Source organism: Bacillus sp. JZ109 (assembly GCF_053903135.1).
The window spans coordinates 1650441-1676350 of sequence record NZ_CP096388.1; the positions used below are offsets into that span (position 1 = coordinate 1650441).

The window sequence follows — 25910 nt, forward strand, 5'->3', positions numbered from 1 at the left end:
GTGAAGCGAGATGAGTAAGCGTGATTACTATGAAGTGCTGGGAGTAAGTAAGAGCGCTTCAAAGGATGAAATTAAAAAAGCTTATCGGAAGCTGTCAAAAAAATATCATCCTGATATTAACAAAGAAGCCGGATCAGATGAAAAATTTAAAGAGGTAAAAGAAGCGTACGAAACGCTGTCAGATGACCAAAAACGTGCGCATTACGATCAATTTGGTCACACTGACCCTAACCAAGGCTTCGGCGGCGGAGGTTTTGGCGGCGGCGATTTCGGCGGTTTTGGTTTCGATGATATTTTCTCAAGTATTTTCGGCGGAGGCACAAGACGGAGAGATCCAAATGCTCCGCGCCAGGGTGCTGATTTACAGTATACGATGACCCTGTCGTTTGAGGATGCGGCTTTCGGTAAAGAAACAACCATCGAAATTCCCCGCGAGGAAACGTGCGAGACATGTAAAGGCTCAGGTGCGAAACCTGGAACAAATCCAGAAACATGCTCCCACTGCGGAGGCTCCGGCCAGTTAAACGTGGAGCAAAATACACCGTTTGGAAAAGTCGTTAACAGACGGGTCTGCCACCACTGTGAAGGTACAGGCAAAATCATTAAAAACAAATGTGCGGATTGCGGCGGCAAAGGAAAAATCAAAAAACGCAAGAAAATCAATGTGACAATTCCAGCCGGTGTAGATGACGGGCAGCAGCTTCGTCTCTCGGGACAGGGTGAACCAGGAATAAACGGCGGCCCTGCTGGGGATTTATTTGTCGTGTTCCATGTACGCGCACACGAGTTCTTCGAGCGTGACGGCGATGATATTTACTGTGAAATGCCGTTAACGTTTGCTCAGGCTGCTCTTGGAGATGAAGTAGAAGTGCCGACGCTGCATGGAAAAGTGAAATTGAAAATTCCGGCCGGTACACAAACAGGAACAAAATTCAGATTAAGAGGCAAAGGCGTTCAAAATGTCAGAGGCTATGGACAGGGTGACCAGCATATCGTCGTCCGCGTCGTTACGCCGACAAATCTGACTGATAAACAAAAAGACATTATCCGTGAATTTGCCGAAGTCAGCGGAAACCTGCCTGACGAACAGGAAATGAGTTTCTTTGACAAGGTAAAACGCGCGTTTAAAGGCGATTAATTATTGGATGAGGAGTTGGTAGTTTTGAAATGGTCCGAATTAAGCATTCACACAACACATGAAGCGGTCGAACCTATCTCAAATATATTGCATGAAGCTGGTGCAAGTGGGGTTGTGATAGAGGACCCGCTTGATTTAATTAAAGAACGTGAGAATGTGTACGGGGAAATCTACCAGCTCGACCCCAATGATTACCCAGATGAGGGTGTCATTGTCAAAGCATATCTGCCGGTTAACAGTTTTCTGGGCGAAACTGTAGACGGCATTAAAGAAACGATTAATAATCTCCTTCTTTACAATATTGATTTGGGCAGAAACCACATCACTATTTCTGAAGTAAATGAAGAAGAGTGGGCGACTGCCTGGAAAAAGTATTATCATCCTGTGAAAATTTCTGAAAAGTTTACAATTGTGCCGACGTGGGAGGAATATACGCCGGTCCATACTGATGAACTGATTATTGAAATGGACCCGGGAATGGCTTTCGGCACAGGGACACATCCGACAACCGTACTCTGCATTCAGGCGCTTGAACGCTTTGTGCAAAAGGGTGATAAGGTGATTGATGTCGGCACTGGTTCGGGAATTTTAAGTATTGCGGCTGCAATGCTTGAGGCTGAATCGGTTCATGCCTACGATCTTGATCCCGTGGCTGTAGAAAGTGCACGCCTTAATCTCAAGCTGAACAAAGTCAGCGATATTGCTCAAGTGAAGCAAAACAATTTGTTAGACGGGATTGAAGGGGAACATGATGTGATTGTGGCCAACATTTTGGCTGAAGTCATTCTTCGCTTTACTTCACAAGCGTACAGCCTGTTAAAAGAAGGCGGCCACTTTATTACGTCAGGAATCATCGGGCATAAAAAACAAGAAGTAAAAGAAGCACTGGAACAAGCTGGCTTTACCATTGTAGAAATCCTTTCAATGGAAGATTGGGTCAGCATTATTGCGAAAAAATAACAGTTAGTAGGTGTCACAGCGTATGCAACGATATTTTATCGAGCTCACGAAGCAGCAAATAGAGGAAGCGCCGGCTTTTTCGATTACCGGCGAAGATGTTCATCATATTGTGAACGTGATGAGAATGAATGAGGGAGATCAGATTATCTGCTGCTCTCAAGACGGCTTCGAGGCAAAATGTGAACTTCAATCTGTTTCCAAAGATAAAGTGTCCTGCCTTGTGATAGAATGGACGAATGAAAACAGAGAGCTTCCGATAAAGGTCTATATTGCGAGCGGCCTTCCGAAAGGAGATAAGCTTGAATGGATTATCCAAAAGGGGACTGAGCTCGGAGCTCATGCCTTTATTCCTTTCCAAGCCGCGCGTTCTGTTGTCAAGCTGGATGACAAAAAGGCAAAGAAAAAGCGGGAAAGATGGACGAAAATTGCAAAGGAAGCGGCTGAGCAATCGTACCGTAACGAAGTGCCGCGAGTGATGGATGTCCATTCTTTTCAGCAGCTTCTTCAAAGGATGCAGGATTTCGATAAATGTGTCGTTGCATACGAGGAGTCATCGAAGCAAGGGGAAATAAGCGCATTCAGCGCGATTGTAAGCAGCCTTCCGAAAGGATCATCTCTATTGATCGTATTTGGTCCAGAAGGCGGTTTAACAGAAGCGGAGGTTGAACGGCTCACAAAGCAAGACGGTGTGACGTGCGGCCTTGGACCGAGAATTTTAAGGACAGAAACCGCTCCGCTATACGCGTTGAGCGCGATTTCTTATCAAACAGAGTTATTAAGAGGTGATCAGTAATGGCAACTGTTGCTTTCCATACGCTTGGCTGTAAAGTCAACCATTATGAAACAGAAGCAATCTGGCAGCTTTTCAAAGAAGCGGGCTATGAAAGAAGAGACTTTGAACAAACAGCTGATGTATATGTCATTAATACATGTACGGTTACAAATACGGGAGATAAAAAAAGCCGCCAAGTGATCAGACGCGCCATTCGTCAAAATCCTGACGGTGTCATCTGTGTCACAGGCTGCTACGCGCAAACCTCACCTGCTGAGATTATGGCGATCCCCGGTGTCGACATTGTAGTTGGAACACAGGACCGTGAAAAAATGCTTGGCTACATTGACCAATACCGAGAAGAACGCCAGCCGATTAATGGCGTCAGCAACATCATGAAAGCAAGAGTATATGAAGAGCTTGATGTGCCTGCTTTCACGGATCGCACAAGAGCGTCATTAAAAATACAGGAGGGCTGCAATAATTTCTGCACATTCTGTATCATTCCGTGGGCGCGCGGCCTGCTCCGCTCCCGCGATCCTGAAGAAGTCATTAAACAAGCGCAGCAGCTTGTTGATGCCGGATATAAGGAAATTGTTCTTACGGGTATTCATACAGGCGGCTATGGCGAAGATATGAAAGATTACAACTTCGCGAAGCTTTTGAGCGAATTAGACACCCGTGTGGAAGGCGTGAAACGGATCAGAATTTCTTCAATCGAAGCCAGCCAAATCACTGACGAAGTGATCGAGGTCTTAGACCGCTCAGATAAGATAGTGAATCATTTGCATATTCCTATCCAATCCGGATCAAACACAGTGCTTAAACGAATGAGACGCAAATATACAATGGAATTCTTTGCAGACCGTTTAAATAAATTGAAAAAAGCACTGCCAGGCTTAGCTGTTACTTCTGATGTCATCGTCGGATTCCCTGGAGAAACAGAAGAAGAATTTATGGAAACCTATAACTTTATTAAAGAACATAAATTCTCTGAACTGCATGTTTTCCCTTACAGTAAACGTACAGGAACACCAGCTGCGCGAATGGAAGACCAAGTGGATGAAAACGTGAAAAACGAACGTGTGCACCGCCTGATTGCTCTTTCTGACCAGCTTGCAAAAGAATACGCTTCTCAGTATGAAAATGAAGTGCTTGAGATTATCCCTGAGGAAGCGTTTAAGGAAACAGAAGAAGAAAATATGTTTGTCGGTTACACAGACAATTATATGAAGGTTGTTTTCAAAGGTATGGAAGATATGATCGGCAAAATCGTAAAAGTCAAAATCCTAAAAGCAGGTTATCCTTACAACGAAGGACAGTTTGTCCGTGTGGTTGAGGATGAAATAACTGAACACATGCGTTTGTCTTCTTAACCTAAAAAATCGGTGCATTAAAATGTACCGGTTTTTTATTTAGCCGGGATAAGAAGGTGAATCAAGCGGTAAAACAAGTTTGTAAGCGGAAGAAATAAAAGAGCTGTTACTACATTAAATAAAAGGCTGAAATGAGCAATCCTTTGGGCAGGATCGGGTGATAACTGCTCTACAAAGCCGGTCGCTGCGGTCAGAAAAGGCAATACTAGAGCCACCCCTAGCACGTTAAATACCACATGCGCATACGCTGTCTGTTTCGCCGCATATCCACCGGATACAGCAGCCATGACAGCTGTAATGCATGTCCCGATATTGGATCCGAGTACGACGCTCATCGCCTGTGTCAGTCCGATAATCCCTTCATTCATAAAACTCATCAAAATGCCGATACAGACAGAACTGGAGTGAATGATGGCAGTTAACACCATGCCGATGAGCAAAGCGGACCAGTTTGAATCGTTAACATGGTATAGAACGTCGGCTCCCGTTTTCAGCTTCGTCAGCGGCCCGGCAAGGTGGCTGAATCCGCTGATGCAAAAGAAGATGATGCCCAGTCCGAGGAAGCTTGTTCCCAGCTGTTTCAAAGGATACCTGCCAGTCAGAAAAAACAATAAACCTCCTATTAAAAGAACCCAAATCAAAATATCCATTTTGATAGCAATAAATTCAGTTGTAAAGGTAGACCCAACGTTTGTTCCGAGAATCATCGGTATCGTCCGCTTAAAAGAAAGCACACCCGCACTAACAAAGCCGATGACAATGACCATAAAGGCTGAACTGCTCTGAAGTATCCCCGTAAATACAATGCTGATAAGAAACGCTTTTAATGGATGGTCTGTAAATAAAAGCAAACGATCTTCAATTTTTGAGTACGCCATAGAAATTAAGCCTTTTCGAAGCATGTTCATGCCTGTGAGAAAGAATAATATAAGAGCAGTAAAGCTAATCAGAATTAACATCCTATTCACCAACCCCTTTCTATCATTATATAGACAGGCAGTCGCACTCATGACGGAAAAGTGAACTCACTTAGTTGACCTGACTGATGGCTTATATTATAATGTCAAAGTACATGTTTATATGTGTAACTTAAAGGTAGTCGATTGGTGTATTCGGAGGGAGGGAAAGAGAATGTCAAAAACGGTCGTTAGAAAAAACGAATCGCTTGAAGATGCTCTTCGTCGCTTCAAACGCAGTGTATCAAAGACAGGTACTTTGCAAGAAGCAAGAAAGCGTGAATTTTATGAAAAACCTAGCGTAAAGCGCAAGAAAAAGTCTGAAGCTGCTAGAAAACGCAAATTCTAAAAGAGGGTGGATTTATGAGTCTTCTTGAGCGTCTCAACCAGGATATGAAGCTGTATATGAAAAACCGTGAGAAAGACAAACTGACTGTCGTTCGAATGGTTAAGGCTTCACTTCAAAATGAAGCAATTAAGCTTAAGAAAGACAGTTTGACCGAGGATGAGGAACTCACTGTCCTTTCTCGTGAACTTAAGCAACGTAAAGACTCCCTCCAGGAATTTTCAAACGCTAATCGTTTAGATTTAGTAGATAAAGTTCAAAAAGAGCTGGACATTTTAGAAGTTTATTTACCTGAGCAGCTGTCAGAAGAAGAGCTGCGTACAATCGTAAATGAAACCATCGCGGAGGTCGGTGCGAGCTCAAAAGCGGACATGGGCAAAGTGATGGGGGCAATTATGCCTAAAGTAAAAGGTAAAGCTGACGGAAGTTTAATTAATAAGCTTGTGAGCAGTCAACTGTCTTAAATGGCAAAGAAAAGGACATCTTTCTAAGAGAGATGTCTTTTTTTATACATAAAAAAATGAAACCTTTGATACATTTGTTACGTATGAAGAGAAGGCACTTATTATAAAAGGAAGGAGGGATACACCGCCCTTGCTTCAAATCAAAGGATTCCGTGCTGCTCTTTTGGGTATATTTTTGCTTTCTTTATTAGGCGTACAGCTGAACGCTAAAGCAGAAAAACAAACTGTTTATGTGATTCCGGTTGAAAAAAATGTCGAACAGGGTCTCGTCTCGTTTTTGTCCCGTTCGTTACAAGACGCAAAGGATGCACATGCAGACCATATTATTCTTGATATCAATACCCCGGGGGGATTGGTCAAATCTGCTATTGATATGGCCGATTTGATAACCGATAGCGAGATCCCCGTAACTGCATATGTCAACAAACGCGCGTTGTCTGCTGGTGCATATATTGCACTTCAAGCAGATCACATTTATATGGCGCCTGGCGGAAAAATGGGAGCCGCCGCGATTGTTGATGGCCAAGGCAATGCCGCTGACCAAAAAGCTCAATCACTTTGGCTGGCAGAGATGGAAGATGCCGCAGTGAAAAATAACCGCGATCCAAAATATGCGCTCGCAATGGCTGACCCGGATATAGATGCCAAGGAAGTCGGCGCGCCTAAGGGAGATCTGTTGACACTTAACGCAGACAAGGCAATTGAGGTAGGCTATTCAGAAGGCACTGCTGACAATTTGTCCACGCTCGTAAAGAAGCTTGGGCTCGAAAAGGCGCAGATCAGCTACGCAAAGGAGAGCTTTGCGGAAAAGACAGCAAGATGGCTGACGAATCCGGTCATTGTCCCTATTCTGCTGACAATCGCTTTTTTAGGTCTGACGGTGGAGCTTTTTTCCCCGGGTGTCGGCCTCCCTGGAACGGCTGGACTCATTGCGTTATTGCTGTTCTTTTACGGGCATCTTGCAGCCGGTCTTGCCGGGTATGAGACGGTTCTCCTCTTTATAGCAGGGGTGATTCTCATTCTGCTTGAGATTTTTCTTCCCGGAGGAATCATTGGATTACTGGGCTTGGGAGCGATTATTGCGAGCCTGTTTTTAGCTGCGGGGAGCTTCACTGTCATGGCGGTTTCTCTCTTGATCGCCTCAGCTGTTTCGATTACAGCGTTTATTTTACTGACAAGGGTGTTGGGAAAACGTATGAAATTCTTTAAGAAATTGATATTAAATGATTCTACAAATACGGAGAGCGGCTACGTTTCAAATCAAACGCGAACGGACTTAATGGGAAAAGTGGGTATAACCTTTACACCGCTGCGTCCTTCCGGTACCGTAATTATTGATGATGAACGCCTTGACGTTGTTTCGGAGGGATCGTTTACAGAAAAAGATAAAAAAGTAAAAGTGATTAAAGTAGAAGGCTCACGCATTGTCGTGAGAGAAATTTAAATAGAAACGAGGAGAAGTTATATGGATCCGTCAACACTTATGATTCTGGCAATTGTCGCAGTAGCGATCATTGTTTTGGCAGTATTTTTTACATTTGTGCCTGTAATGCTTTGGATTTCAGCTTTGGCAGCCGGAGTGAAAATCAGCATTTTCACTCTAGTTGGGATGAGGCTTCGCCGCGTCATTCCGAATCGGGTTGTTAACCCGCTGATTAAAGCGCATAAAGCGGGACTTAATGTTGGAACAAACCAGCTTGAAAGCCACTATCTGGCTGGAGGTAATGTTGACAGAGTCGTCAACGCGCTTATCGCCGCTCAGCGAGCTAACATTGAACTCACATTCGAGCGCTGTGCTGCCATTGATCTTGCAGGCCGGGACGTGTTGGAAGCTGTTCAAATGAGCGTTAATCCTAAGGTGATTGAAACACCGTTCATTGCAGGTGTCGCAATGGACGGGATTGAAGTCAAAGCGAAAGCAAGAATCACAGTAAGAGCGAATATCGAGCGCCTCGTCGGGGGAGCAGGGGAAGAAACCATTGTAGCTCGTGTAGGTGAGGGGATCGTTTCTACAATCGGTTCATCTGATAATCATAAAAAAGTGCTTGAAAACCCTGACATGATTTCTCAGACAGTCCTTGGAAAAGGATTGGACTCAGGAACTGCGTTTGAAATTCTCTCAATTGATATTGCAGATGTAGATATCGGCAAAAACATCGGTGCAATTTTACAAACCGATCAGGCCGAGGCTGATAAAAATATCGCGCAGGCAAAAGCGGAAGAACGACGTGCGATGGCTGTCGCTCAAGAACAGGAAATGCGTGCCCGCGTAGAAGAAATGCGCGCGAAAGTGGTAGAAGCCGAGGCGGAAGTGCCGCTTGCGATGGCAGAAGCTTTGCGTGAAGGGAATATTGGCGTCATGGATTACATGAATATCAAGAACATCGATGCTGACACAGAAATGCGTGATTCATTCGGCAAGCTGACGAAAGACCCTTCGGATGAAGACCGCAAATCATAATCTCTCTAAGAAGGGAGAACGCTGATGGAAGATTTACTGACCAATCCGCTTATTATTGCAGCGATCATCGGAATCATTTCTGCGATTTTCGGCAAAAAGAGCAAAGAAGAAAAGCAAAACAGCCAAAAAAGAAAAAAACCTCAACACGTGCAATCTGCTTCTCCTCAAAAGAAGCAGTCAAAAGAAGATGCCCCTGCACCTATCCCTAACCGTATGGAACAGGCAAGACGGGAAGCGGAAGAAAGACGCAGGGAAACAGCAAGAAACCTGAAAGGGCTGGAACGAGATCTTGCTGCTGCCAAACAAAAAACAGTATACACAAAACAAAAAATGCTTCAGGTGAATAAAGACACCGTCGTACAGGGGATCGTTCTAGGAGAGGTGTTCGGGCCTCCACGGGCGAAAAAACCTCACCGCACGATGCGCTCGGCCCGTAAAAATTAAAGTGTTAGAACCTCCTTTCAAATCATACATATGAGATGAAAGGGGGTTCTTTTTGTATGGGGCAAAGAAAGAATCGTATGAAAGCTTGGCTGACAAGAGCATTGGAAATTCCCCCGGACGTTATGATGGATCTGCCGAGGATTACAATGGTTGGCAGACTTCATATCTACATAGAAAACCACAGAGGCCTTTTGCTTTTCAGTGAGAATGAAGTGAGGCTGATGCTGAAGCAGGGCCAGTGCATCATATCTGGTAAAAATTTTGTCATCAAGGCGATTCTTCCGGAAGAGATACTTTTGGAGGGTACGATTGATGTCGTTCGATATGTTGAGTCATAAAGCCGAGGGGGAAATGTTGTGAAAAATAAATGGCTGTCTTTTTTTTCGGGTAAGGTCCAGCTTGAATTGACGGGAAGAGGGATTGAGCGGCTCCTTAATGAATGCACAAGACAGGGGATTCCGGTCTTTCATGTCAAAAAAAAGAAAGAAGCCGTATCGTTATATATACAGCTTCAGGATGTACATGCCTTTCGGCGGGTGAGAAGTAAATTTAAATGTAAAGCCCGATTTATCAATCGGAAGGGATTTCCCTTCCTGTTGCTGAAATCAAAGCTGAATATAGGGTTTACGATCGGTTTTGCGATTTTTTTCATCCTTTTGTTTTTGCTGTCCAATATGGTGTGGAAAATTGATGTGACAGGCGCTAAGCCTGAAACAGAACATCAAATGAGGCAGCATCTTAATGAAATCGGCGTCAAAAAGGGCCGTCTGCAGTTTTTAATGATGTCGCCCGAAAAAATACAGAAATCATTAACCAATGGAATAGACAATATCACTTGGGTCGGAGTTGATCTGAAGGGGACGACCATTCACATGAAAGTTGTGGAGAAAAATGAGCCCGAAAAAGAAAAGTATGTTAGCCCGCGCAATATTGTCGCCAAAAAGAAAGCAACCATTACGAGAATGTTTGTGCAAAAAGGACAGCCCATGGCCGCCATACACGATCATGTTGAAAAGGGGCAGCTGCTTGTTTCGGGACTGATCGGCAGCGAAGACCATCAGCAGGAAGTCGCCTCAAAAGCAGAAATTTACGGAGAAACCTGGTATAGATCAGAAGTGACAGTCCCGCTTGAAACATTATTTAACGTCTATACGGGCAAAGTAAGGACAAAGCACAAGCTTTCTTTTGGTTCTTTGGCAATCCCGATCTGGGGGATGACGTTTAAAAAAGAGGAATTGAAGCATCCAAAAACAGAACAAGAAAAGCATTCGCTTCATTTTCTCGGATTTAAGCTCCCTGTATCCTATGTCAAAGAGCAAACGAGAGAAAGTGAAGAGGCTTTGCGAAAATATACGAAAGAAGAAGCAGTTCAAGAAGGCATTAAATTGGGTAAACAGGATGTAGAGGATAAAATAGGCGAAAACGGCGAGGTGAAAAGTGAAAAAGTTTTGCACCAGACTGTTGAGAATGGTAAAGTAAAGTTGATTATTCTCTACCAAGTTATAGAAGATATCGTTCAAACCACACCTATTGTCAGGGAGACTGAAGAATGACAGAACATTTACTTGCGATGAATCAAAAACTGAAAAACCCGGACGAGGCGCTTTCACTCTTCGGGAACCAAGATTCTTTTTTGAAATTGATGGAGAAAGATCTGAATGTAAATATCATTACGCGCGGCGAGACGATTTATGTTTCAGGCGATGATGAATCGTTTCAGATTGCAGACAGGCTGCTGGGATCGCTCCTCGCTTTAATTCGCAAGGGGATAGAGATCTCTGAACGTGATGTGATTTACGCCATCAAAATGGCAAAGAAGAATGAACTTGAATACTTTGAAAGCATGTATGAAGAAGAAATTACAAAAAACGCAAAAGGCAAATCAATCCGTGTAAAAACAATGGGACAGCGGGAATACGTGGCCGCTATGAAGCGGAATGACCTTGTATTCGGCATTGGTCCGGCGGGAACCGGGAAAACGTACCTGGCTGTCGTAAAAGCAGTCCATGCTTTAAAAAACGGACATATCAAAAAAATCATTTTAACAAGACCTGCCGTGGAAGCCGGTGAAAGCCTCGGTTTTCTCCCAGGTGACCTAAAAGAAAAAGTAGATCCTTATTTGCGCCCGCTGTATGACGCTCTTCATGATGTGCTTGGGGCAGATCATACAGAACGTCTGATGGAAAGAGGCATCATTGAAATTGCTCCGCTCGCATATATGAGGGGACGGACGCTCGATGATGCTTATGTTATACTTGATGAAGCACAGAATACCACGCCTGCTCAAATGAAAATGTTTTTGACGAGACTGGGTTTTGGCTCTAAAATGATCATTACAGGTGACGTTAGCCAAATTGATCTGCCGAAAGGCGTCAAATCGGGACTTGCAGTAGCGAAGGAGATGCTAAAAGGAATAGACGGCATTTCTATGATTGAGCTGGACCAGACAGACGTGGTCAGACATCCGCTTGTTGCGAAAATTATTGAAGCATACGATAAGCAAAATTAATGCTGAATGACCCGATCGCGCGTTATCGGGTCATTTTTATGATTGCTTGTGGGCTTGATGTTTCAAGAGGAGGTTCTTGTGTTGAAAAAGAAGGCTAAGACCAAAAGCAGCTCAAAAAAATGGAGCAATTTTAAAAATGCCCGCTCCATGCATGTACTGCTGTATCTTCTGCTGGCTGCCATTATGTTTGCTTTGCTCTTTGTACATGTTAAGCCGGAAACACTTGATTTAGACCTGTTTTCAGTCAGCGACAAGACCATTTACGCTCCGGCAACCGTAGAAGATCAAAAAGCCACAGAGGAAAAAAAGCAAGCCGCTGAGGACGCGGTTGAAGATCAATATACATTAAAAAAAGAATATACAGACAATCGGATTGACCTTGTGTCATCAATATTCGACAGTATTAGTGAAGTGAAAAAATCATCGGAAGAAGGCAGTAAATCACCATCGGAAAAATCAATGGTCAAATCTGTAAAGGACAAATTGACATCAGATGTGAATGATTCTATATCGGAGGATTCCATCAAGACATTGCTGAAAGCAGACAGTGAAGACTTTTCTTTTGTCAGAGATACGGTCATTACCGCAGTAAATACGGTCATGAGCAGTGAAATCCCTTCGGATAAACTATCTGATGCAAAGGATAAGGTAGAAAAAGAGCTAAAGAGCAATTCTATTCCGTCTAAATACTTGGGAGCTGCGACAGAAATCGGGCGTTTTGCTATTATTCCGAATTACGTCTTCGATCCGAAAGCAACAGAGGCAAAACGGCAGGAAGCCTCAGATAATGTCCAGCAGGTTCAAATCAAACAGGGGCAAGTGCTCGTGGAAGAAAATGACCTCATTGATCGGGAAGTGTACAGGAAACTTGAGCTGACCGGGTTATTAAATAACTCAAATCTCTTTAAACCGATCAGCGGGCTATTGATTATGATCGGACTTTTCATTGCAACACTTGTATATTATTTTGAAAAACAGAAACAAAATCTGAAGTTTAAAAACCAATCCATTCTGTTATTCTCGATTATCACAACACTTTTGCTTGTGATCATGGAGGTTGTCAGTTTGTTTCAGAAGATGGAGTATAATAATATCGGCTATCTGGTCCCCATTGCGGCCGGCGCCATCTTAATCAAACTGCTGATGAATGAACGCATTGCCATTTTGGGAAGTATCATTCTTGCGATTTGTGGAAGTATGATGTTTAATCAGGGTGTGACAGGAACATTCAATTATGTCATAGGGATTTATTATTTGATCAGCGGCATTTCAGGTGTATTATTTTTAGGAAAGCACAATGCCAGATCAAAGATTTTGCAGACCGGGCTTTTCGTAGCGTTTATCAATATGGTTGTCGTTCTTTCTTTATTATTGATCCAAAACACTGCACTGTCGGGTCTTGAAATCGGAACATTAATGCTGATGGGGGTTGTGTCAGGATTTGCTTCGTCTGTACTGATCATCGGCTTGATGCCGTTTTTTGAGACGGGCTTTGGCATTTTATCCACCATGAGGCTGCTTGAGCTGTCTAATCCTAACCATCCGCTTTTGCGCAAAATACTGACAGAAACACCAGGTACATATCATCACAGTGTAATGGTTGCCAATTTATCAGAGGCAGCCTGTGAAGCGGTTGGGGCTAATGGTTTGCTTGCAAGAGTCGGCGCATATTATCACGATCTCGGAAAAACAAAGCGCCCGCAATATTTTATTGAAAACCAAATGAATATTGACAATCCGCATGACAAGCTGTCACCTCAGTTGAGTAAAAATATTATTATCTCGCATACGACAGACGGTGCGAATATGCTGAGAAGCTATAAATTTCCGAAAGAGCTTGTCGATATTGCTGAGCAGCATCATGGAACCTCGCTTTTAAAGTTTTTTTACTATAAAGCGAAGGAAAAAGGCGACCAGATTACAGAGGAAGAGTTCCGTTATCCGGGGCCGAAGCCGCAGTCAAAGGAAGCCGCAATTATATCAGTGGCCGACAGTGTTGAAGCGGCCGTCAGATCCATGCACAATCCAAATCCTGAACGAATTGAAAAGCTTGTCCGGGGTATTATATCCGATAAGCTTCAGGACGGACAGTTCAGTGAATGCGATTTGACATTTAAAGAGCTGGATACAATCGCAAAAACGCTCTGTGCAACATTAAAAGGAATTTTCCACTCCCGGATTGAATATCCGGAGGCTACTAAGAAGGTGAAATAGATGAGTTTACTGATTGATATCGTTGATGAAACAGGAAGCGTCTCAGAAGAGATGCTCAAAGAAGTAGAAAATCTGCTTCAATTTGCTGCTGAGCGTGAAGGCGTTCAAGACCAGGCTGAAGTTTCTGTCACGATTGTTTCCAATGACGACATACATCAGATTAACAAAGAATACCGGGGAAAGGATGCTCCGACAGATGTCATCTCATTTGCTCTTGAAGAAGAGGGAGAAGGCGAGATCGAAATCGTGGGCGCCGAAATGCCTCCGGTTTTAGGTGATATTATCATCAGTGCCGATCGCACAAGAGAGCAGGCAGAGGAGTATAATCATTCTTTTAAAAGAGAGCTCGGATTTCTAGCTGTACACGGATTTCTGCACCTTTTAGGATATGACCATATGACGAAAGAGGAAGAAGAGGAGATGTTTACTAAGCAAAAGGAATTGCTGGACGCTTATGGACTCAAAAGATCATAGAAATGAGCTGAAGCGATTCTTCAAAAGCTTCGTGCATGCAGGCCGGGGCATATGGGAAACAGCGCGGACGGAGCGGAATTTCCAGTTTCATGCCGCAGCCGCCTGCGCTGTTCTCATTTGCGGCTTCCTTGTAGAGCTCAGCATGATTGAGTGGATGATTATATTCCTTTTGATTGGCGGTATGTTTTCGCTTGAGCTTTTAAATACAGCCATTGAACATACGGTTGATTTAATAACTGACAAACATCACCCTCTTGCTAAAGCGGCTAAGGACGCTGCCGCCGGGGCTGTTTGCGTTTTTGCCGTGATTTCGTGTATCATTGGTTTACTTATTTTTTTGCCAAAGCTGTAATGGCTGAAAATTCTTACATTTATTTTACATTTTTAGAAATGGGCGTGAAAAAAAGCGCGCGATTATGTAAAATATAAAGTGATAGCGGTACCATTATAGGTAAGAGAGGAATGTACACATGAACAGACAAGAATTAATAACAGAAGCTTTAAAAGCGCGTGATATGGCATATGCGCCGTATTCCAAATTCCAAGTAGGAGCCGCTCTTCTTACCAAGGATGGAAAAGTGTACAGAGGCTGCAATATTGAGAACGCGGCATACAGCATGTGCAATTGCGCCGAGCGTACCGCTTTATTTAAAGCTGTTTCTGAAGGGGATACAGAGTTTCAGATGCTGGCCGTTGCGGCTGACACCCCTGGACCAGTATCTCCGTGCGGAGCCTGCCGCCAGGTGATTTCTGAGCTGTGCACAAAAGACGTTATTGTCGTACTGACTAATTTACAAGGACAAATAAAAGAAATGACTGTGGAAGAATTATTGCCAGGCGCATTTTCATCGGAGGATTTACATGACGAACGAAAGCTTTAAATCAGGATTTGTATCCATTATTGGAAGACCAAACGTAGGAAAATCTACATTTTTGAACAGAGTCATTGGACAAAAAATCGCGATCATGAGCGATAAGCCCCAAACGACGAGAAACAAGGTGCAAGGAGTACTGACGACAGGCACATCACAAACCATTTTTATTGACACACCAGGGATTCATAAACCTAAGCATAAGCTTGGGGACTTTATGATGAAAGTGGCGCAAAATACATTAAAAGAAGTCGATTTGATCTTGTTTATGATCAATGCTGAGGAAGGCTACGGGAAGGGCGACGAATTCATCATTGAGAAATTGCAGACGATGTCTACGCCTGTATTCTTAATCGTAAACAAAATCGATAAAATTCATCCCGACCAATTGCTTCTGCTAATTGACGAATACCGCAAACGTTATCCTTTTAAGGAAATTGTTCCGATTTCTGCTTTAGAAGGAAATAACATCGAAACCTTGCTCGCTCAGATTGAAGCGTATTTGCCGGAAGGGCCGCAATTCTATCCGAGTGACCAGGTAACTGACCACCCTGAGCGATTTATCATTTCTGAATTAATCAGGGAAAAGGTGCTGCATTTGACGAGAGAAGAAATCCCGCACAGCATTGCGGTGGCCATCGAATCCATCAAAGGGCAGGACAACGGTTCTGTGCACGTAGCGGCAACGATTGTGGTCGAGCGGGATTCTCAGAAAGGCATCGTGATCGGTAAAAAAGGAAGCCTTCTAAAAGAGGTTGGAAAAAGAGCGAGAGCGGATATTGAAGCACTATTGGGCTCCCGTGTCTACCTTGAATTGTGGGTGAAAGTGCAGAAGGACTGGCGTAATAAAATGTCCCAGCTTCGCGATTTTGGCTTTAAAGAGGACGAATATTAATCTCTTCCCGTGTGTGTCATTATCTCACAGGAACAGGGATACATTAGCAAATTTTGTTTAACATGAAATGGAGGACATCTGGTCAAGATAAAGGTAAGAATTTGGAGTTTAGGTAAGCTAGTTTAACTACAGAAAGGTGGGTTTCTTGTGTTGAATTTTACCTGGAACGTATTTTCTCAAACAGGAAATGTTGATACGTATCTTCTTTTTAAAGAACTGGAAAAAGAGAACATGGAAAGACCCGAAGAACTAGAAGATGAGCTAGCCCGATTTGATTATCCAATTTTATAAACCTCTTGGCCGCTCCTGCTTGAGGAAGGTGCGGAAATGCTGACAAAATGTGAAGGAATCGTTCTTCGCACAAATGATTACGGAGAGACGAATAAAATCGTAACATTACTGACAAGAGAACACGGAAAAATAGGTGTTATGGCACGAGGCGCCAAAAAACCGAACAGCCGTTTATCAGCAGTCAGCCAGCCCTTTTTGTATGGTGCTTTCTTAGTGCAAAAAACATCGGGCCTCGGAACGCTTCAGCAGGGGGAAATGATCCTCAGCATGAGAGGCATCAGGGAAGATTTGTTTTTAACAGCATATGCTGCCTATATTGCTGAGTTAGTCGACAGAGGCACAGAAGAAAAAAAGCCAAACCCTTATTTATTTGAATTCATATTAGAATCATTAAAACAGCTGAATGAAGGAACAGATCCGGATGTTATCACCTTCATTGTTCAAATGAAGATGCTCGGTGTCATGGGCCTGTATCCTGAGCTAAATCATTGTGTACATTGTAAAAGCCAAGACGGAACCTTTCATTTCTCTGTTCGTGATAATGGTTTTATATGCCACCGCTGTTTTGAAAAAGATCCTTACAGGATACCGATTAAACCGCAAACGGCAAGGCTGTTAAGACTCTTTTACTATTTTGATCTGTCGAGGCTCGGCAATGTGTCCTTAAAAGAGGAAACAAAAGCTGAATTAAAGCAAGTGATTGATTTATATTACGAAGAATATTCGGGATTGTATTTAAAATCAAAGCGCTTTTTAGATCAAATGGAAAGCATGAAACATCTTATGGGTGAAAACAAAAGTTGACTTTTGGTCCATCTTTTTATATGATCATTTATTATAAAATATGTTGCAGTGAGAGAAAGAAGTACTTGCGTTTACCTCATGAAAGCGACCTTAGGGCGGTGTAAGCTAAGGATGAGCACGCAACGAAAGGCATTCTTGAGCAATTTTAAAAAAAGAGGCTGGGATTTTGTTCTCAGCAACTAGGGTGGAACCGCGGGAGAACTCTCGTCCCTATGTTTGCGGCTGGCAAGCATAGAGACGGGAGTTTTTTGGTTGCTGCCGCAGTCAACCAACTTATGAAAGAAAAGTGGAGGTGCTTGAAATGAATATTCAAGACATGATTCTAACCTTGCAAAAGCATTGGTCCAGTCAGGGCTGTGTGCTTATGCAGGCTTACGATGTAGAAAAAGGAGCCGGCACGATGAGCCCGTATACATTTTTGCGCAGTATCGGTCCTGAGCCGTGGAAAGTGGCTTATGTAGAGCCTTCCAGACGTCCGGCAGACGGCCGCTACGGGGAGAACCCGAACAGACTGTATCAGCATCATCAGTTCCAGGTCATTATTAAACCGTCACCTGATAACATTCAAGAGCTGTATTTGGATTCCTTGCGTGCTCTTGGAATTGATCCGCTTGAGCACGATATTCGCTTTGTTGAAGACAACTGGGAGAATCCGTCTTTAGGCTGTGCGGGTCTAGGCTGGGAAGTTTGGCTTGACGGAATGGAAATCACACAATTTACGTATTTCCAGCAGGTCGGGGGATTAGAGTGTAAACCCGTTTCTGTAGAGATTACGTATGGAATTGAGCGTCTCGCGTCTTATATCCAGGATAAAGAAAACGTGTTTGACTTGGAATGGACCTCAGGGTTTACAGTAAAAGATTTATTCATGATGGCTGAATATGAGCATTCTGTTTATACGTTTGAAACATCAGACGTCGATATGCTGTTCCAATTGTTCAGCACATATGAAAAAGAAGCGATCAAGCAAATGGACAACGGACTTGTTCATCCAGCATATGACTATGTGCTGAAATGCTCGCACACTTTCAACCTGCTTGATGCCAAAGGTGCGATCTCTGTTACCGAGCGGACGGGCTATATCGCAAGAGTGCGGAATTTAGCTAGAAAAGTAGCAAAAACCTACTATGAGGAACGAGAAAAACTAGGGTTCCCAATGCTTAAAGGGGAGGGTTCTTCTCATGAGTAAACAGGATTTACTTTTAGAGATCGGATTAGAGGAAATGCCGGCGCGCTTTTTGAATGAAAGCATGGTTCAGCTTGGCGACAAGCTGACAGGCTGGCTTAAAGAAAAAAATATTACTCACGGTGAAGTGAAACTCTTCAATACACCGAGACGTCTTGCTGTGTTCGTTAAGGATGTCGCAGAAAAGCAGGATGATATAAAAGAAGAAGCAAAAGGGCCTGCGAAAAAAATTGCCCTTGATGCGGACGGGAACTGGACAAAAGCGGCAATCGGCTTTTCAAAAGGCCAAGGCGCGAATGTGGAAGACCTGTACATCAAAGAAGTAAAAGGCATAGAGTATGTATTCGTGCAAAAATTCCAAGCCGGCCAAGAAACGAAGTCGCTTCTGCCGGAACTGAGCGGTTTAATTACAAGCTTGCATTTCCCGAAAAACATGCGCTGGGGAAATGAAGATTTGCGTTATATCCGACCGATCAAATGGATTGTCGCATTATTTGGACAGGATGTCATTCCATTTTCGATCACAAACGTTGAGTCTGGACGGACAACACAGGGACATCGTTTCCTCGGACATGAAGTGTCAATTGAATCACCTTCAGCTTATGAAGAGCAGCTCAAAGGACAGCATGTTATTGCTGATCCTAGCGTCCGAAAGCAAATGATTCAATCTCAGCTGGAAGCAATGGCTGCTGAAAACAATTGGAGCATTCCAGTTGACGAAGACCTTCTTGATGAAGTGAATCATTTGGTAGAATACCCGACAGCTCTTTACGGTTCATTTGAATCCGAGTTTCTGTCAATTCCTGAAGAAGTGCTTGTCACGACAATGAAAGAGCATCAGCGCTACTTCCCTGTCAAAGACAAAAATGGTGACCTGCTGCCTCACTTTATCACAGTCCGAAACGGCAACAGCCACGCGATTGAAAATGTGGCCCGAGGCAATGAAAAAGTGCTGCGCGCACGTTTATCTGATGCTTCATTCTTCTACAAAGAAGATCAGAAACTAAACATTGATGCAAATGTGAAGAAGCTTGAAAATATCGTTTTCCATGAAGAGCTTGGTTCTCTTGCTGATAAGGTTAGAAGAGTCACATCAATCGCAGAGAAACTTGCCGTTCGTCTTCAGGCTGATGAAGATACATTAAAACATGTGAAGCGGGCTGCTGAAATTTCTAAATTCGACCTTGTGACGCATATGATATATGAATTCCCTGAACTTCAAGGAATTATGGGCGAAAAGTATGCGAGAATGCTTGGCGAAGATGAAGCTGTGGCGGCGGCAGTTAATGAACATTATATGCCTAGATCAGCGGGCGGAGAAACGCCTTCTACTTTCACCGGAGCTGTTGTAGCAATGGCGGATAAGCTTGACACAATCGCTTCATTCTTCTCTATCGGCGTAATTCCGACCGGTTCCCAGGACCCTTACGGACTGCGCCGCCAAGCAAGCGGTATTGTTGCGATTCTTCTTGACCGCAACTGGGGAATTTCATTTGAAGAGCTGCTTACTTTCGTTCAAACCGATAAAGAAAATGAACTGCTGGATTTCTTCACTCAGCGCTTGAAATATGTCTTGAATGCTGAACAAATCAGACATGACGTCATTGACGCCGTGCTGGAAAGCTCTGAGCTTGAGCCGTACTCTGCGCTGCATAAAGCACAAGTACTGGAGCAAAAGCTTGGTGCACCTGGCTTTAAGGAAACAGCCGAAGCGTTAGGCCGAGTGATCTCTATCAGCAAAAAAGGAGTCCGCGGAGACATTCAGCCTGATCTGTTTGAAAATGAATACGAAGCAAAACTGTTTGATGCCTACCAAACAGCGAAGCAAAATCTGCAGGAAAACTTCAGCAAAAAAGATTATGAGGCGGCGCTTGCTTCACTTGCAGCCTTAAAAGAACCGATCGATGCTTACTTCGATCATACAATGGTTATAGCGGATAATGAGTCATTAAAGGCAAATCGTTTAGCGCAAATGGTAAGCTTGGCGGATGAGATCAAGTCCTTTGCGAATATGAATGCCCTTATTGTAAAATAAAGAGAGAAAAGGCGGTTGCTGTGTGATCGGTAATCGTCTTTTCCCCATTTATAAGTTTTTTGTTTGATTACAAGATATTTACGTTATAATATGGATTATTATTTCTTTACATAGCTATGAAGTGAAAAGGTGGTGAGTACGATCGAACTAAATAAACGGCAAGAACATATTTTGCAGATTGTAAAAGAAAACGGGCCGATTACAGGGGAGCATATTGCAGAAAAGCTGAACCTAACCAGGGCGACATTGCGCCCGGATTTAGCCATACTCACCATGTCAGGATTCCTCGAGGCGCGCCCGAGAGTCGGTTATTTCTATACGGGAAAAACCGGCACGCAGCTTTTGGCGGATAAACTCAAAAAGCTTCAGGTGAAAGACTTTCAATCTATCCCCGTAGTGATTCACGAAAACGTTTCTGTGTACGATGCGATTTGCACCATGTTTTTAGAAGATGTAGGTACTCTGTTTGTGGTGGACCGCGATGCTGTTTTAGTCGGGGTGCTTTCACGAAAAGACTTGCTCAGAGCGAGCATTGGCCAGCAGGAGCTTACATCGGTCCCTGTTCACATCATCATGACAAGGATGCCGAACATTACGGTGTGCAGACGCGAGGATTATGTGATGGACATTGCAAAGCACTTAATAGAAAAACAAATTGATGCACTTCCTGTCATCAAAGACACCGATAAAGGCTTTGAAGTGATCGGCAGAGTGACAAAAACAAATATGACCAAAATACTTGTCAGTTTATCTGAAAATGAAATCCTATAAGATTGCAAACTAACGGGGGGATAATATGAATAACCGCATCATCTATGTTGTATCGGATTCCGTCGGTGAAACGGCTGAATTGGTAGTAAAAGCAGCACTCAGCCAATTTAACGGATCAGCGGATGATACTCATGTAAGAAGAATTCCTTATGTTGAAGATATAGGCACTATCAATGAAGTGATTTCACTTGCAAAGGCAGACGGCGGCATTATCTGTTTTACACTCGTGGTGCCGGAAATCAGAGAATATTTGATAGCCGAAGCGGAAAAAGCAAATGTTTTATATTATGATATTATCGGCCCGTTGATTGATAAAATGGAAACAGCCTACGGTTTAACAGCGAAATACGAACCGGGGCGGGTGCGCCAGCTTGATGAAGATTATTTCAAAAAAGTGGAGGCCATCGAGTTTGCAGTTAAATACGATGATGGACGTGATCCAAGAGGAATTTTAAAAGCTGATATCGTTTTGATCGGCGTGTCAAGAACGTCTAAAACACCGCTGTCTCAATATCTCGCACACAAACGCCTGAAGGTTGCCAATGTTCCGATTGTACCGGAGGTTGATCCGCCGGAAGAACTCTTTAACGTTGATCCGAAAAAATGCATCGGTTTAAAGATTAGCCCTGATAAACTGAATCATATCAGAAAAGAACGTTTAAAATCACTCGGGCTTAATGATAAAGCGATTTATGCAAATATCAACAGAATCAAAGAGGAACTCGAGTATTTCGAAAAGATTGTGGATCGGATCGGCTGCCAAGTTGTTGATGTTTCAAATAAAGCGGTTGAGGAAACAGCAAATATTATCCATCATCTCAAAACAAAAAACATATAACTCAGGACGCTCTATCCTGGGTTTTTGGCTGTGCCAAAAGGGAATAATGAAAAACAATAGCATCTTTGTGAAGTTTGTATTATAATAAAAAATTGTGATAAAATGATTAATTTTAGGTTTAAGGATCGTGTGATACGAATAAACTATTATGGGTAAGATGTCAAGAATTTCTCCCGGAAATTTTTCGACAAATTCATATACATCCACAATAATAAAGGATGTGCGATTTTGCTTGCTTTTATGCAGGAGTTTAATGGAGGGATGGAGAATTACTCTTCTTAATGAACAAGAAAAGACGATTTTTGTCGATGCTGATGCTTGTCCGGTAAAAGATGAAATTTTACAAACAGCATCCGAGTATGAAGTTCAAGTTCTTTTTGTCGCTTCATTTGAACATTATCAGCTTTCCAGAAGCAATGAAGAAAAATGGAAGTATGTTGATCCTCATAAAGAAGCTGCTGATTTATATATCGCAAATCACGTGAAACCGGGAGATATTGTTGTGACGCAGGACATCGGATTAGCATCTCTGCTGTTGAACAGAAATGTCTCCGTTATGTCGGAAAGAGGTCGTCTTTACAAAGAAGACACGATTGATTTTGCTCTAGAGGGCCGTCATTTTTCCGGCAAACAAAGAAGAAAAGGCGTATATGCCAAAGGGCCTAAAAAATTGAATAAAGAAGATCGAGAACGATTTATTACACTGCTGCAAAAAATCCTGTCGAACGATGAAGGGATTTTGCACTAAAGCATCGAATAATGTACGACGGAGTGTTATAAGATGGGAAATCGGATACCAGATGAAATTGTGGATCAGGTGCAAAAGTCGGCAGATATCGTTGAAGTCATAGGTGATTATGTTCAATTAAAGAAGCAAGGCCGAAACTACTTTGGACTCTGTCCTTTTCATGGAGAAAGCACACCTTCGTTTTCCGTATCGCCCGACAAACAGATTTTTCATTGCTTTGGCTGCGGAGCGGGCGGCAATGTTTTCTCTTTTTTAAGGCAGATGGAAGGCTACTCATTTGCCGAGTCGGTTTCTCACCTTGCTGACAAATACCAAATTGATTTTCCAGATGATATAACAGTCCATTCCGGAGCCCGGCCAGAGTCTTCTGGAGAACAAAAAATGGCTGAGGCACATGAGCTCCTGAAGAAATTTTACCATCATTTGTTAATAAATACAAAAGAAGGTCAAGAGGCACTGGATTATCTGCTTTCTAGGGGCTTTACGAAAGAGCTGATTGATGAATTTCAGATTGGCTATGCTCTTGATTCTTGGGACTTTATCACGAAATTCCTTGTAAAGAGGGGATTTAGTGAGGCACAAATGGAAAAAGCGGGTCTCCTGATCAGACGCGAAGACGGAAGCGGATATTTCGACCGCTTCAGAAACCGTGTCATGTTTCCGATCCATGATCATCACGGGGCTGTTGTTGCTTTCTCGGGCAGGGCTCTTGGCAGTCAGCAGCCTAAGTATATGAACAGTCCTGAAACCCCGCTCTTTCATAAAAGTAAACTGCTTTACAATTTTTATAAGGCCCGCCTTCATATCAGAAAGCAGGAAAGAGCAGTCTTATTTGAAGGGTTTGCTGATGTCATATCGGCTGTAAGCTCGGGTGTAAAAGAAAGCATAGCCACGATGGGAACGTCTCTTACAGATGATCATGTCAAGATCCTGAGAAGAAACGTCGAAGAAATCATTCTTTGCTATGACTCTGATAAAGCCGGTTATGAAGCCACCTTAAAAGCTTCGGAGCTTCTGCAAAAAAAAGGCTGCAAAGTCAGAGTTGCAATGATTCCTGACGGATTGGACCCTGATGATTACATCAAAAAATTCGGCGGGGAAAAATTTAAAAACGACATTATTGACGCCAGTGTCACCGTAATGGCGTTCAAAATGCAATATTTCCGAAAAGGAAAGAACCTGTCCGATGAAGGCGACCGCCTGGCTTACATTAAAGACGTACTGAAAGAAATCAGCACGCTTTCAGGGTCTCTAGAGCAGGAAGTCTATGTAAAGCAGCTTGCTTCAGAGTTTTCGCTTTCACAGGAGTCTTTAACTGAGCAGCTGTCTGTTTTCAGCAAGCAAAACAAACCTGCTGACAATAGCGGTGAAACAAAAACGCGGCGAGCGCATCTGACGACAAAAGCAAGGCAAAAACGTTTGCGTCCGGCGTATGAAAATGCAGAAAGGCTGTTACTCGCTCACATGCTTCGAGATCGGAGCGTCATCAAAAAAGTGATTGACCGGGTAGGGTTTCAATTTAATATTGATGAGCACCGGGCATTAGCCGCCTATCTTTATGCTTTTTATGAAGAGGGAGCCGAGCTGACGCCTCAGCATCTGATGGCCAGGGTGACGGATGATCATATAAGCCAGCTCTTGTCTGATATATTAATGCTTCAGGTTAATCAAGAGCTTAGCGAAGCCGAGTTATCAGATTATGTAAAAAAAGTGTTGAATCAAAGAAATTGGTCAATGATAAAAGAAAAAGAGGCGGAAAGAGCCGAAGCCGAAAGGCAAAAAGATTTTATAAGAGCTGCTTCTCTGGCTCAAGAAATCGTTACATTGAACCGATCTTTAAAATAACTGGAGAACTGATGAGGAGCATGTATTGGCAATGATTCCTTGCGGAGGAGCAAATAGATCGCTTAACCTCATCATGAATTGTCATTTCATTATTCGCACATTGTTAAAGGCAGTTCACATAGAAAACGCCTGAATGGACCGAATAAGAATCATACCGCTTATAGAATTCGTTGCAAGCTTTGGAAGGAGGGATCCATAATGGCTGATAAACAAACCCACGAGACAGAATTAACATTCGACCAAGTAAAAGAGCAATTAACAGAGTCTGGTAAAAAACGTGGCGTTTTGACATATGAAGAAATTGCTGAGCGTATGTCCAGCTTTGAAATTGAATCAGACCAAATGGATGAGTATTATGAATTTTTAGGTGAACAAGGTGTTGAATTAATTAGTGAGAATGAAGAAACAGAAGATCCTAATATTCAGCAGCTTGCCAAAGCCGAAGAAGAATTTGACCTTAATGACCTAAGTGTACCGCCTGGCGTTAAAATCAATGACCCAGTTCGTATGTATTTAAAGGAAATCGGTCGGGTTAACCTTCTTTCTGCAAAAGAAGAAATCGCCTACGCTCAAAAGATTGAAGAAGGTGACGAAGAATCTAAACGCAGATTGGCTGAAGCGAACCTGCGGCTTGTTGTCAGTATCGCAAAACGGTATGTCGGACGCGGTATGCTGTTCCTTGATCTGATCCAGGAAGGAAACATGGGTCTGATGAAAGCCGTTGAAAAATTTGATTATCGCAAAGGTTATAAATTCAGTACGTATGCTACGTGGTGGATCAGACAGGCGATTACACGCGCCATTGCCGATCAGGCGAGAACGATCCGGATTCCCGTTCATATGGTTGAAACCATTAATAAATTAATTCGTGTGCAGCGTCAATTACTGCAAGACTTAGGCAGAGAACCAACACCTGAAGAAATTGCGGAAGATATGGATTTAACGCCTGAAAAAGTACGCGAAATCTTAAAGATTGCTCAAGAGCCGGTATCTCTGGAAACACCGATCGGTGAAGAGGATGACTCGCACCTTGGTGATTTCATTGAAGACCAAGAAGCAACTTCACCTTCTGACCACGCCGCATACGAGCTATTGAAAGAGCAGCTGGAAGATGTGCTTGATACGTTAACTGATCGTGAAGAAAATGTATTGCGTCTTCGATTCGGTCTTGATGACGGGCGTACAAGAACATTAGAAGAGGTCGGCAAAGTATTTGGAGTAACGAGAGAGCGTATTCGACAAATCGAAGCCAAAGCGTTGCGGAAACTAAGACATCCTAGCAGAAGTAAACGTTTGAAAGATTTCCTCGAATAAGATGGAACGGGTCTTGAAGATCCGTTCTTCTTTTTTTAAAAAGATATATGGATAATATGCCTTTATTTTACTGAAAAATGATGTCATTTGCAAATGAACATTGTGGTGAAAAATTTCAAAATCTAATTCCATATTTTCTATTGTAAGCGTATACAATACATTATACAATAGAATAAAAAGGATATTAGAGATTTAGG

Annotated in this window: 27 protein-coding genes and 1 other annotated feature; of the genes, 26 read left to right on the top strand and 1 reads right to left on the bottom strand. The window is 43.0% G+C overall.

Features of this window, described 5'->3' with window-relative positions; translation table 11 throughout:
- Positions 1–10 precede the first annotated feature (10 nt).
- From dnaJ to mtaB, 4 genes are read left to right on the top strand one after another with little or no spacing between them, the layout of a single operon-like run.
- Positions 11–1138 (top strand): molecular chaperone DnaJ, encoded by a 1128-nt coding sequence (gene dnaJ, locus M1D94_RS08630; protein WP_003230010.1) that lies wholly within the window; start codon positions 11–13, stop codon positions 1136–1138.
- Positions 1139–1162: 24 nt separating this feature from the next.
- Positions 1163–2098, top strand: coding sequence for a 50S ribosomal protein L11 methyltransferase (gene prmA / locus M1D94_RS08635; protein WP_004398884.1), 936 nt, complete (start codon positions 1163–1165; stop codon positions 2096–2098).
- Between the two features lie 22 nt (positions 2099–2120).
- Complete coding sequence (locus M1D94_RS08640) at positions 2121–2891, top strand: 16S rRNA (uracil(1498)-N(3))-methyltransferase (RefSeq protein ID WP_038829708.1); 771 nt, start codon at positions 2121–2123, stop codon at positions 2889–2891.
- Positions 2891–4246, top strand: a complete 1356-nt coding sequence (mtaB, locus tag M1D94_RS08645; protein ID WP_424935063.1) for a tRNA (N(6)-L-threonylcarbamoyladenosine(37)-C(2))-methylthiotransferase MtaB — start codon at positions 2891–2893, stop codon at positions 4244–4246. Before M1D94_RS08640 ends, mtaB begins: the two co-directional genes overlap by 1 nt.
- Positions 4247–4281: 35 nt before the next feature.
- On the opposite strand, the gene M1D94_RS08650 is transcribed toward mtaB, so the two are convergent.
- A complete protein-coding gene (locus tag M1D94_RS08650; RefSeq protein ID WP_014480301.1) occupies positions 4282–5205 on the bottom strand; it encodes a Na/Pi symporter in 924 nt (307 codons plus the stop codon).
- A gap of 172 nt (positions 5206–5377) precedes the next feature.
- Here M1D94_RS08650 and rpsU point away from each other — a divergent pair, with 172 nt between their 5' ends.
- The 22 genes from rpsU (at position 5378) to rpoD (ending at position 25713) form a co-directional block, all read left to right on the top strand.
- Positions 5378–5551 carry a 30S ribosomal protein S21 gene (gene rpsU, locus M1D94_RS08655; RefSeq protein ID WP_003152957.1) on the top strand — a complete coding sequence of 58 codons (174 nt, stop codon included), beginning with the start codon at positions 5378–5380 and terminating at the stop codon, positions 5549–5551.
- A 14-nt stretch (positions 5552–5565) separates the two neighbouring features.
- Positions 5566–6012, top strand: coding sequence for a GatB/YqeY domain-containing protein (locus M1D94_RS08660; protein ID WP_003230022.1), 447 nt, complete (start codon positions 5566–5568; stop codon positions 6010–6012).
- A 130-nt stretch (positions 6013–6142) separates the two neighbouring features.
- The gene (locus M1D94_RS08665) at positions 6143–7456 is read left to right on the top strand and encodes an NfeD family protein (RefSeq protein ID WP_038829709.1); all 1314 of its coding nucleotides are present in this window, start codon (positions 6143–6145) and stop codon (positions 7454–7456) included.
- Positions 7457–7477: 21 nt separating this feature from the next.
- Entirely contained in the window at positions 7478–8473 is a 996-nt protein-coding gene (floA, locus tag M1D94_RS08670; protein WP_003230026.1) for a flotillin-like protein FloA, read from the top strand.
- 24 nt (positions 8474–8497) lie between these two features.
- Positions 8498–8917: a hypothetical protein gene (locus M1D94_RS08675; RefSeq protein WP_024573276.1), complete on the top strand. Its 420-nt coding sequence runs from the start codon at positions 8498–8500 to the stop codon at positions 8915–8917.
- A gap of 56 nt (positions 8918–8973) precedes the next feature.
- Positions 8974–9255 (top strand): sporulation protein YqfC, encoded by a 282-nt coding sequence (gene yqfC, locus M1D94_RS08680; RefSeq protein WP_003226191.1) that lies wholly within the window; start codon positions 8974–8976, stop codon positions 9253–9255.
- A gap of 18 nt (positions 9256–9273) precedes the next feature.
- Positions 9274–10470 (top strand): sporulation protein YqfD, encoded by a 1197-nt coding sequence (yqfD, locus tag M1D94_RS08685; RefSeq protein ID WP_003230033.1) that lies wholly within the window; start codon positions 9274–9276, stop codon positions 10468–10470.
- Complete coding sequence (locus tag M1D94_RS08690) at positions 10467–11426, top strand: PhoH family protein (protein WP_014477373.1); 960 nt, start codon at positions 10467–10469, stop codon at positions 11424–11426. Before yqfD ends, M1D94_RS08690 begins: the two co-directional genes overlap by 4 nt.
- 78 nt (positions 11427–11504) lie before the next feature.
- Positions 11505–13640 carry a cyclic-di-AMP phosphodiesterase PgpH gene (gene pgpH / locus M1D94_RS08695; RefSeq protein WP_014664649.1) on the top strand — a complete coding sequence of 712 codons (2136 nt, stop codon included), beginning with the start codon at positions 11505–11507 and terminating at the stop codon, positions 13638–13640.
- On the top strand, positions 13641–14114 hold the full coding sequence (gene ybeY / locus M1D94_RS08700) for an rRNA maturation RNase YbeY (protein ID WP_003230039.1): 474 nt from the start codon (positions 13641–13643) through the stop codon (positions 14112–14114). It abuts the gene before it with no gap.
- Positions 14095–14466, top strand: a complete 372-nt coding sequence (locus M1D94_RS08705) for a diacylglycerol kinase family protein (RefSeq protein ID WP_015384119.1) — start codon at positions 14095–14097, stop codon at positions 14464–14466. The genes ybeY and M1D94_RS08705 overlap by 20 nt, the downstream gene beginning before the upstream one ends.
- Positions 14467–14584: 118 nt before the next feature.
- Positions 14585–14995: a cytidine deaminase gene (locus M1D94_RS08710; protein WP_003230049.1), complete on the top strand. Its 411-nt coding sequence runs from the start codon at positions 14585–14587 to the stop codon at positions 14993–14995.
- Positions 14976–15881, top strand: a complete 906-nt coding sequence (gene era, locus M1D94_RS08715) for a GTPase Era (RefSeq protein WP_003230051.1) — start codon at positions 14976–14978, stop codon at positions 15879–15881. Before M1D94_RS08710 ends, era begins: the two co-directional genes overlap by 20 nt.
- A 147-nt stretch (positions 15882–16028) precedes the next feature.
- Positions 16029–16172 (top strand): YqzL family protein, encoded by a 144-nt coding sequence (locus M1D94_RS08720; RefSeq protein ID WP_003230053.1) that lies wholly within the window; start codon positions 16029–16031, stop codon positions 16170–16172.
- A 36-nt stretch (positions 16173–16208) separates the two neighbouring features.
- Positions 16209–16976, top strand: a complete 768-nt coding sequence (gene recO, locus M1D94_RS08725; protein ID WP_038829711.1) for a DNA repair protein RecO — start codon at positions 16209–16211, stop codon at positions 16974–16976.
- Between the two features lie 39 nt (positions 16977–17015).
- Positions 17016–17191: a binding site (T-box leader), on the top strand.
- An 86-nt stretch (positions 17192–17277) separates the two neighbouring features.
- Positions 17278–18165: a glycine--tRNA ligase subunit alpha gene (gene glyQ, locus M1D94_RS08730; protein ID WP_003226213.1), complete on the top strand. Its 888-nt coding sequence runs from the start codon at positions 17278–17280 to the stop codon at positions 18163–18165.
- On the top strand, positions 18158–20197 hold the full coding sequence (glyS, locus tag M1D94_RS08735; protein WP_038829712.1) for a glycine--tRNA ligase subunit beta: 2040 nt from the start codon (positions 18158–18160) through the stop codon (positions 20195–20197). Before glyQ ends, glyS begins: the two co-directional genes overlap by 8 nt.
- Positions 20198–20329: 132 nt before the next feature.
- A complete protein-coding gene (gene ccpN / locus M1D94_RS08740) occupies positions 20330–20968 on the top strand; it encodes a transcriptional regulator CcpN (RefSeq protein WP_003237058.1) in 639 nt (212 codons plus the stop codon).
- Positions 20969–20993: 25 nt separating this feature from the next.
- The gene (locus tag M1D94_RS08745) at positions 20994–21806 is read left to right on the top strand and encodes a pyruvate, water dikinase regulatory protein (protein WP_003230064.1); all 813 of its coding nucleotides are present in this window, start codon (positions 20994–20996) and stop codon (positions 21804–21806) included.
- Positions 21807–22059: 253 nt separating this feature from the next.
- Complete coding sequence (locus M1D94_RS08750) at positions 22060–22554, top strand: YaiI/YqxD family protein (protein ID WP_003230065.1); 495 nt, start codon at positions 22060–22062, stop codon at positions 22552–22554.
- Between the two features lie 33 nt (positions 22555–22587).
- Positions 22588–24399 (top strand): DNA primase, encoded by a 1812-nt coding sequence (dnaG, locus tag M1D94_RS08755; protein WP_276352934.1) that lies wholly within the window; start codon positions 22588–22590, stop codon positions 24397–24399.
- A 198-nt stretch (positions 24400–24597) separates the two neighbouring features.
- Positions 24598–25713: an RNA polymerase sigma factor RpoD gene (rpoD, locus tag M1D94_RS08760; RefSeq protein WP_003226225.1), complete on the top strand. Its 1116-nt coding sequence runs from the start codon at positions 24598–24600 to the stop codon at positions 25711–25713.
- Positions 25714–25910 lie beyond the last annotated feature (197 nt).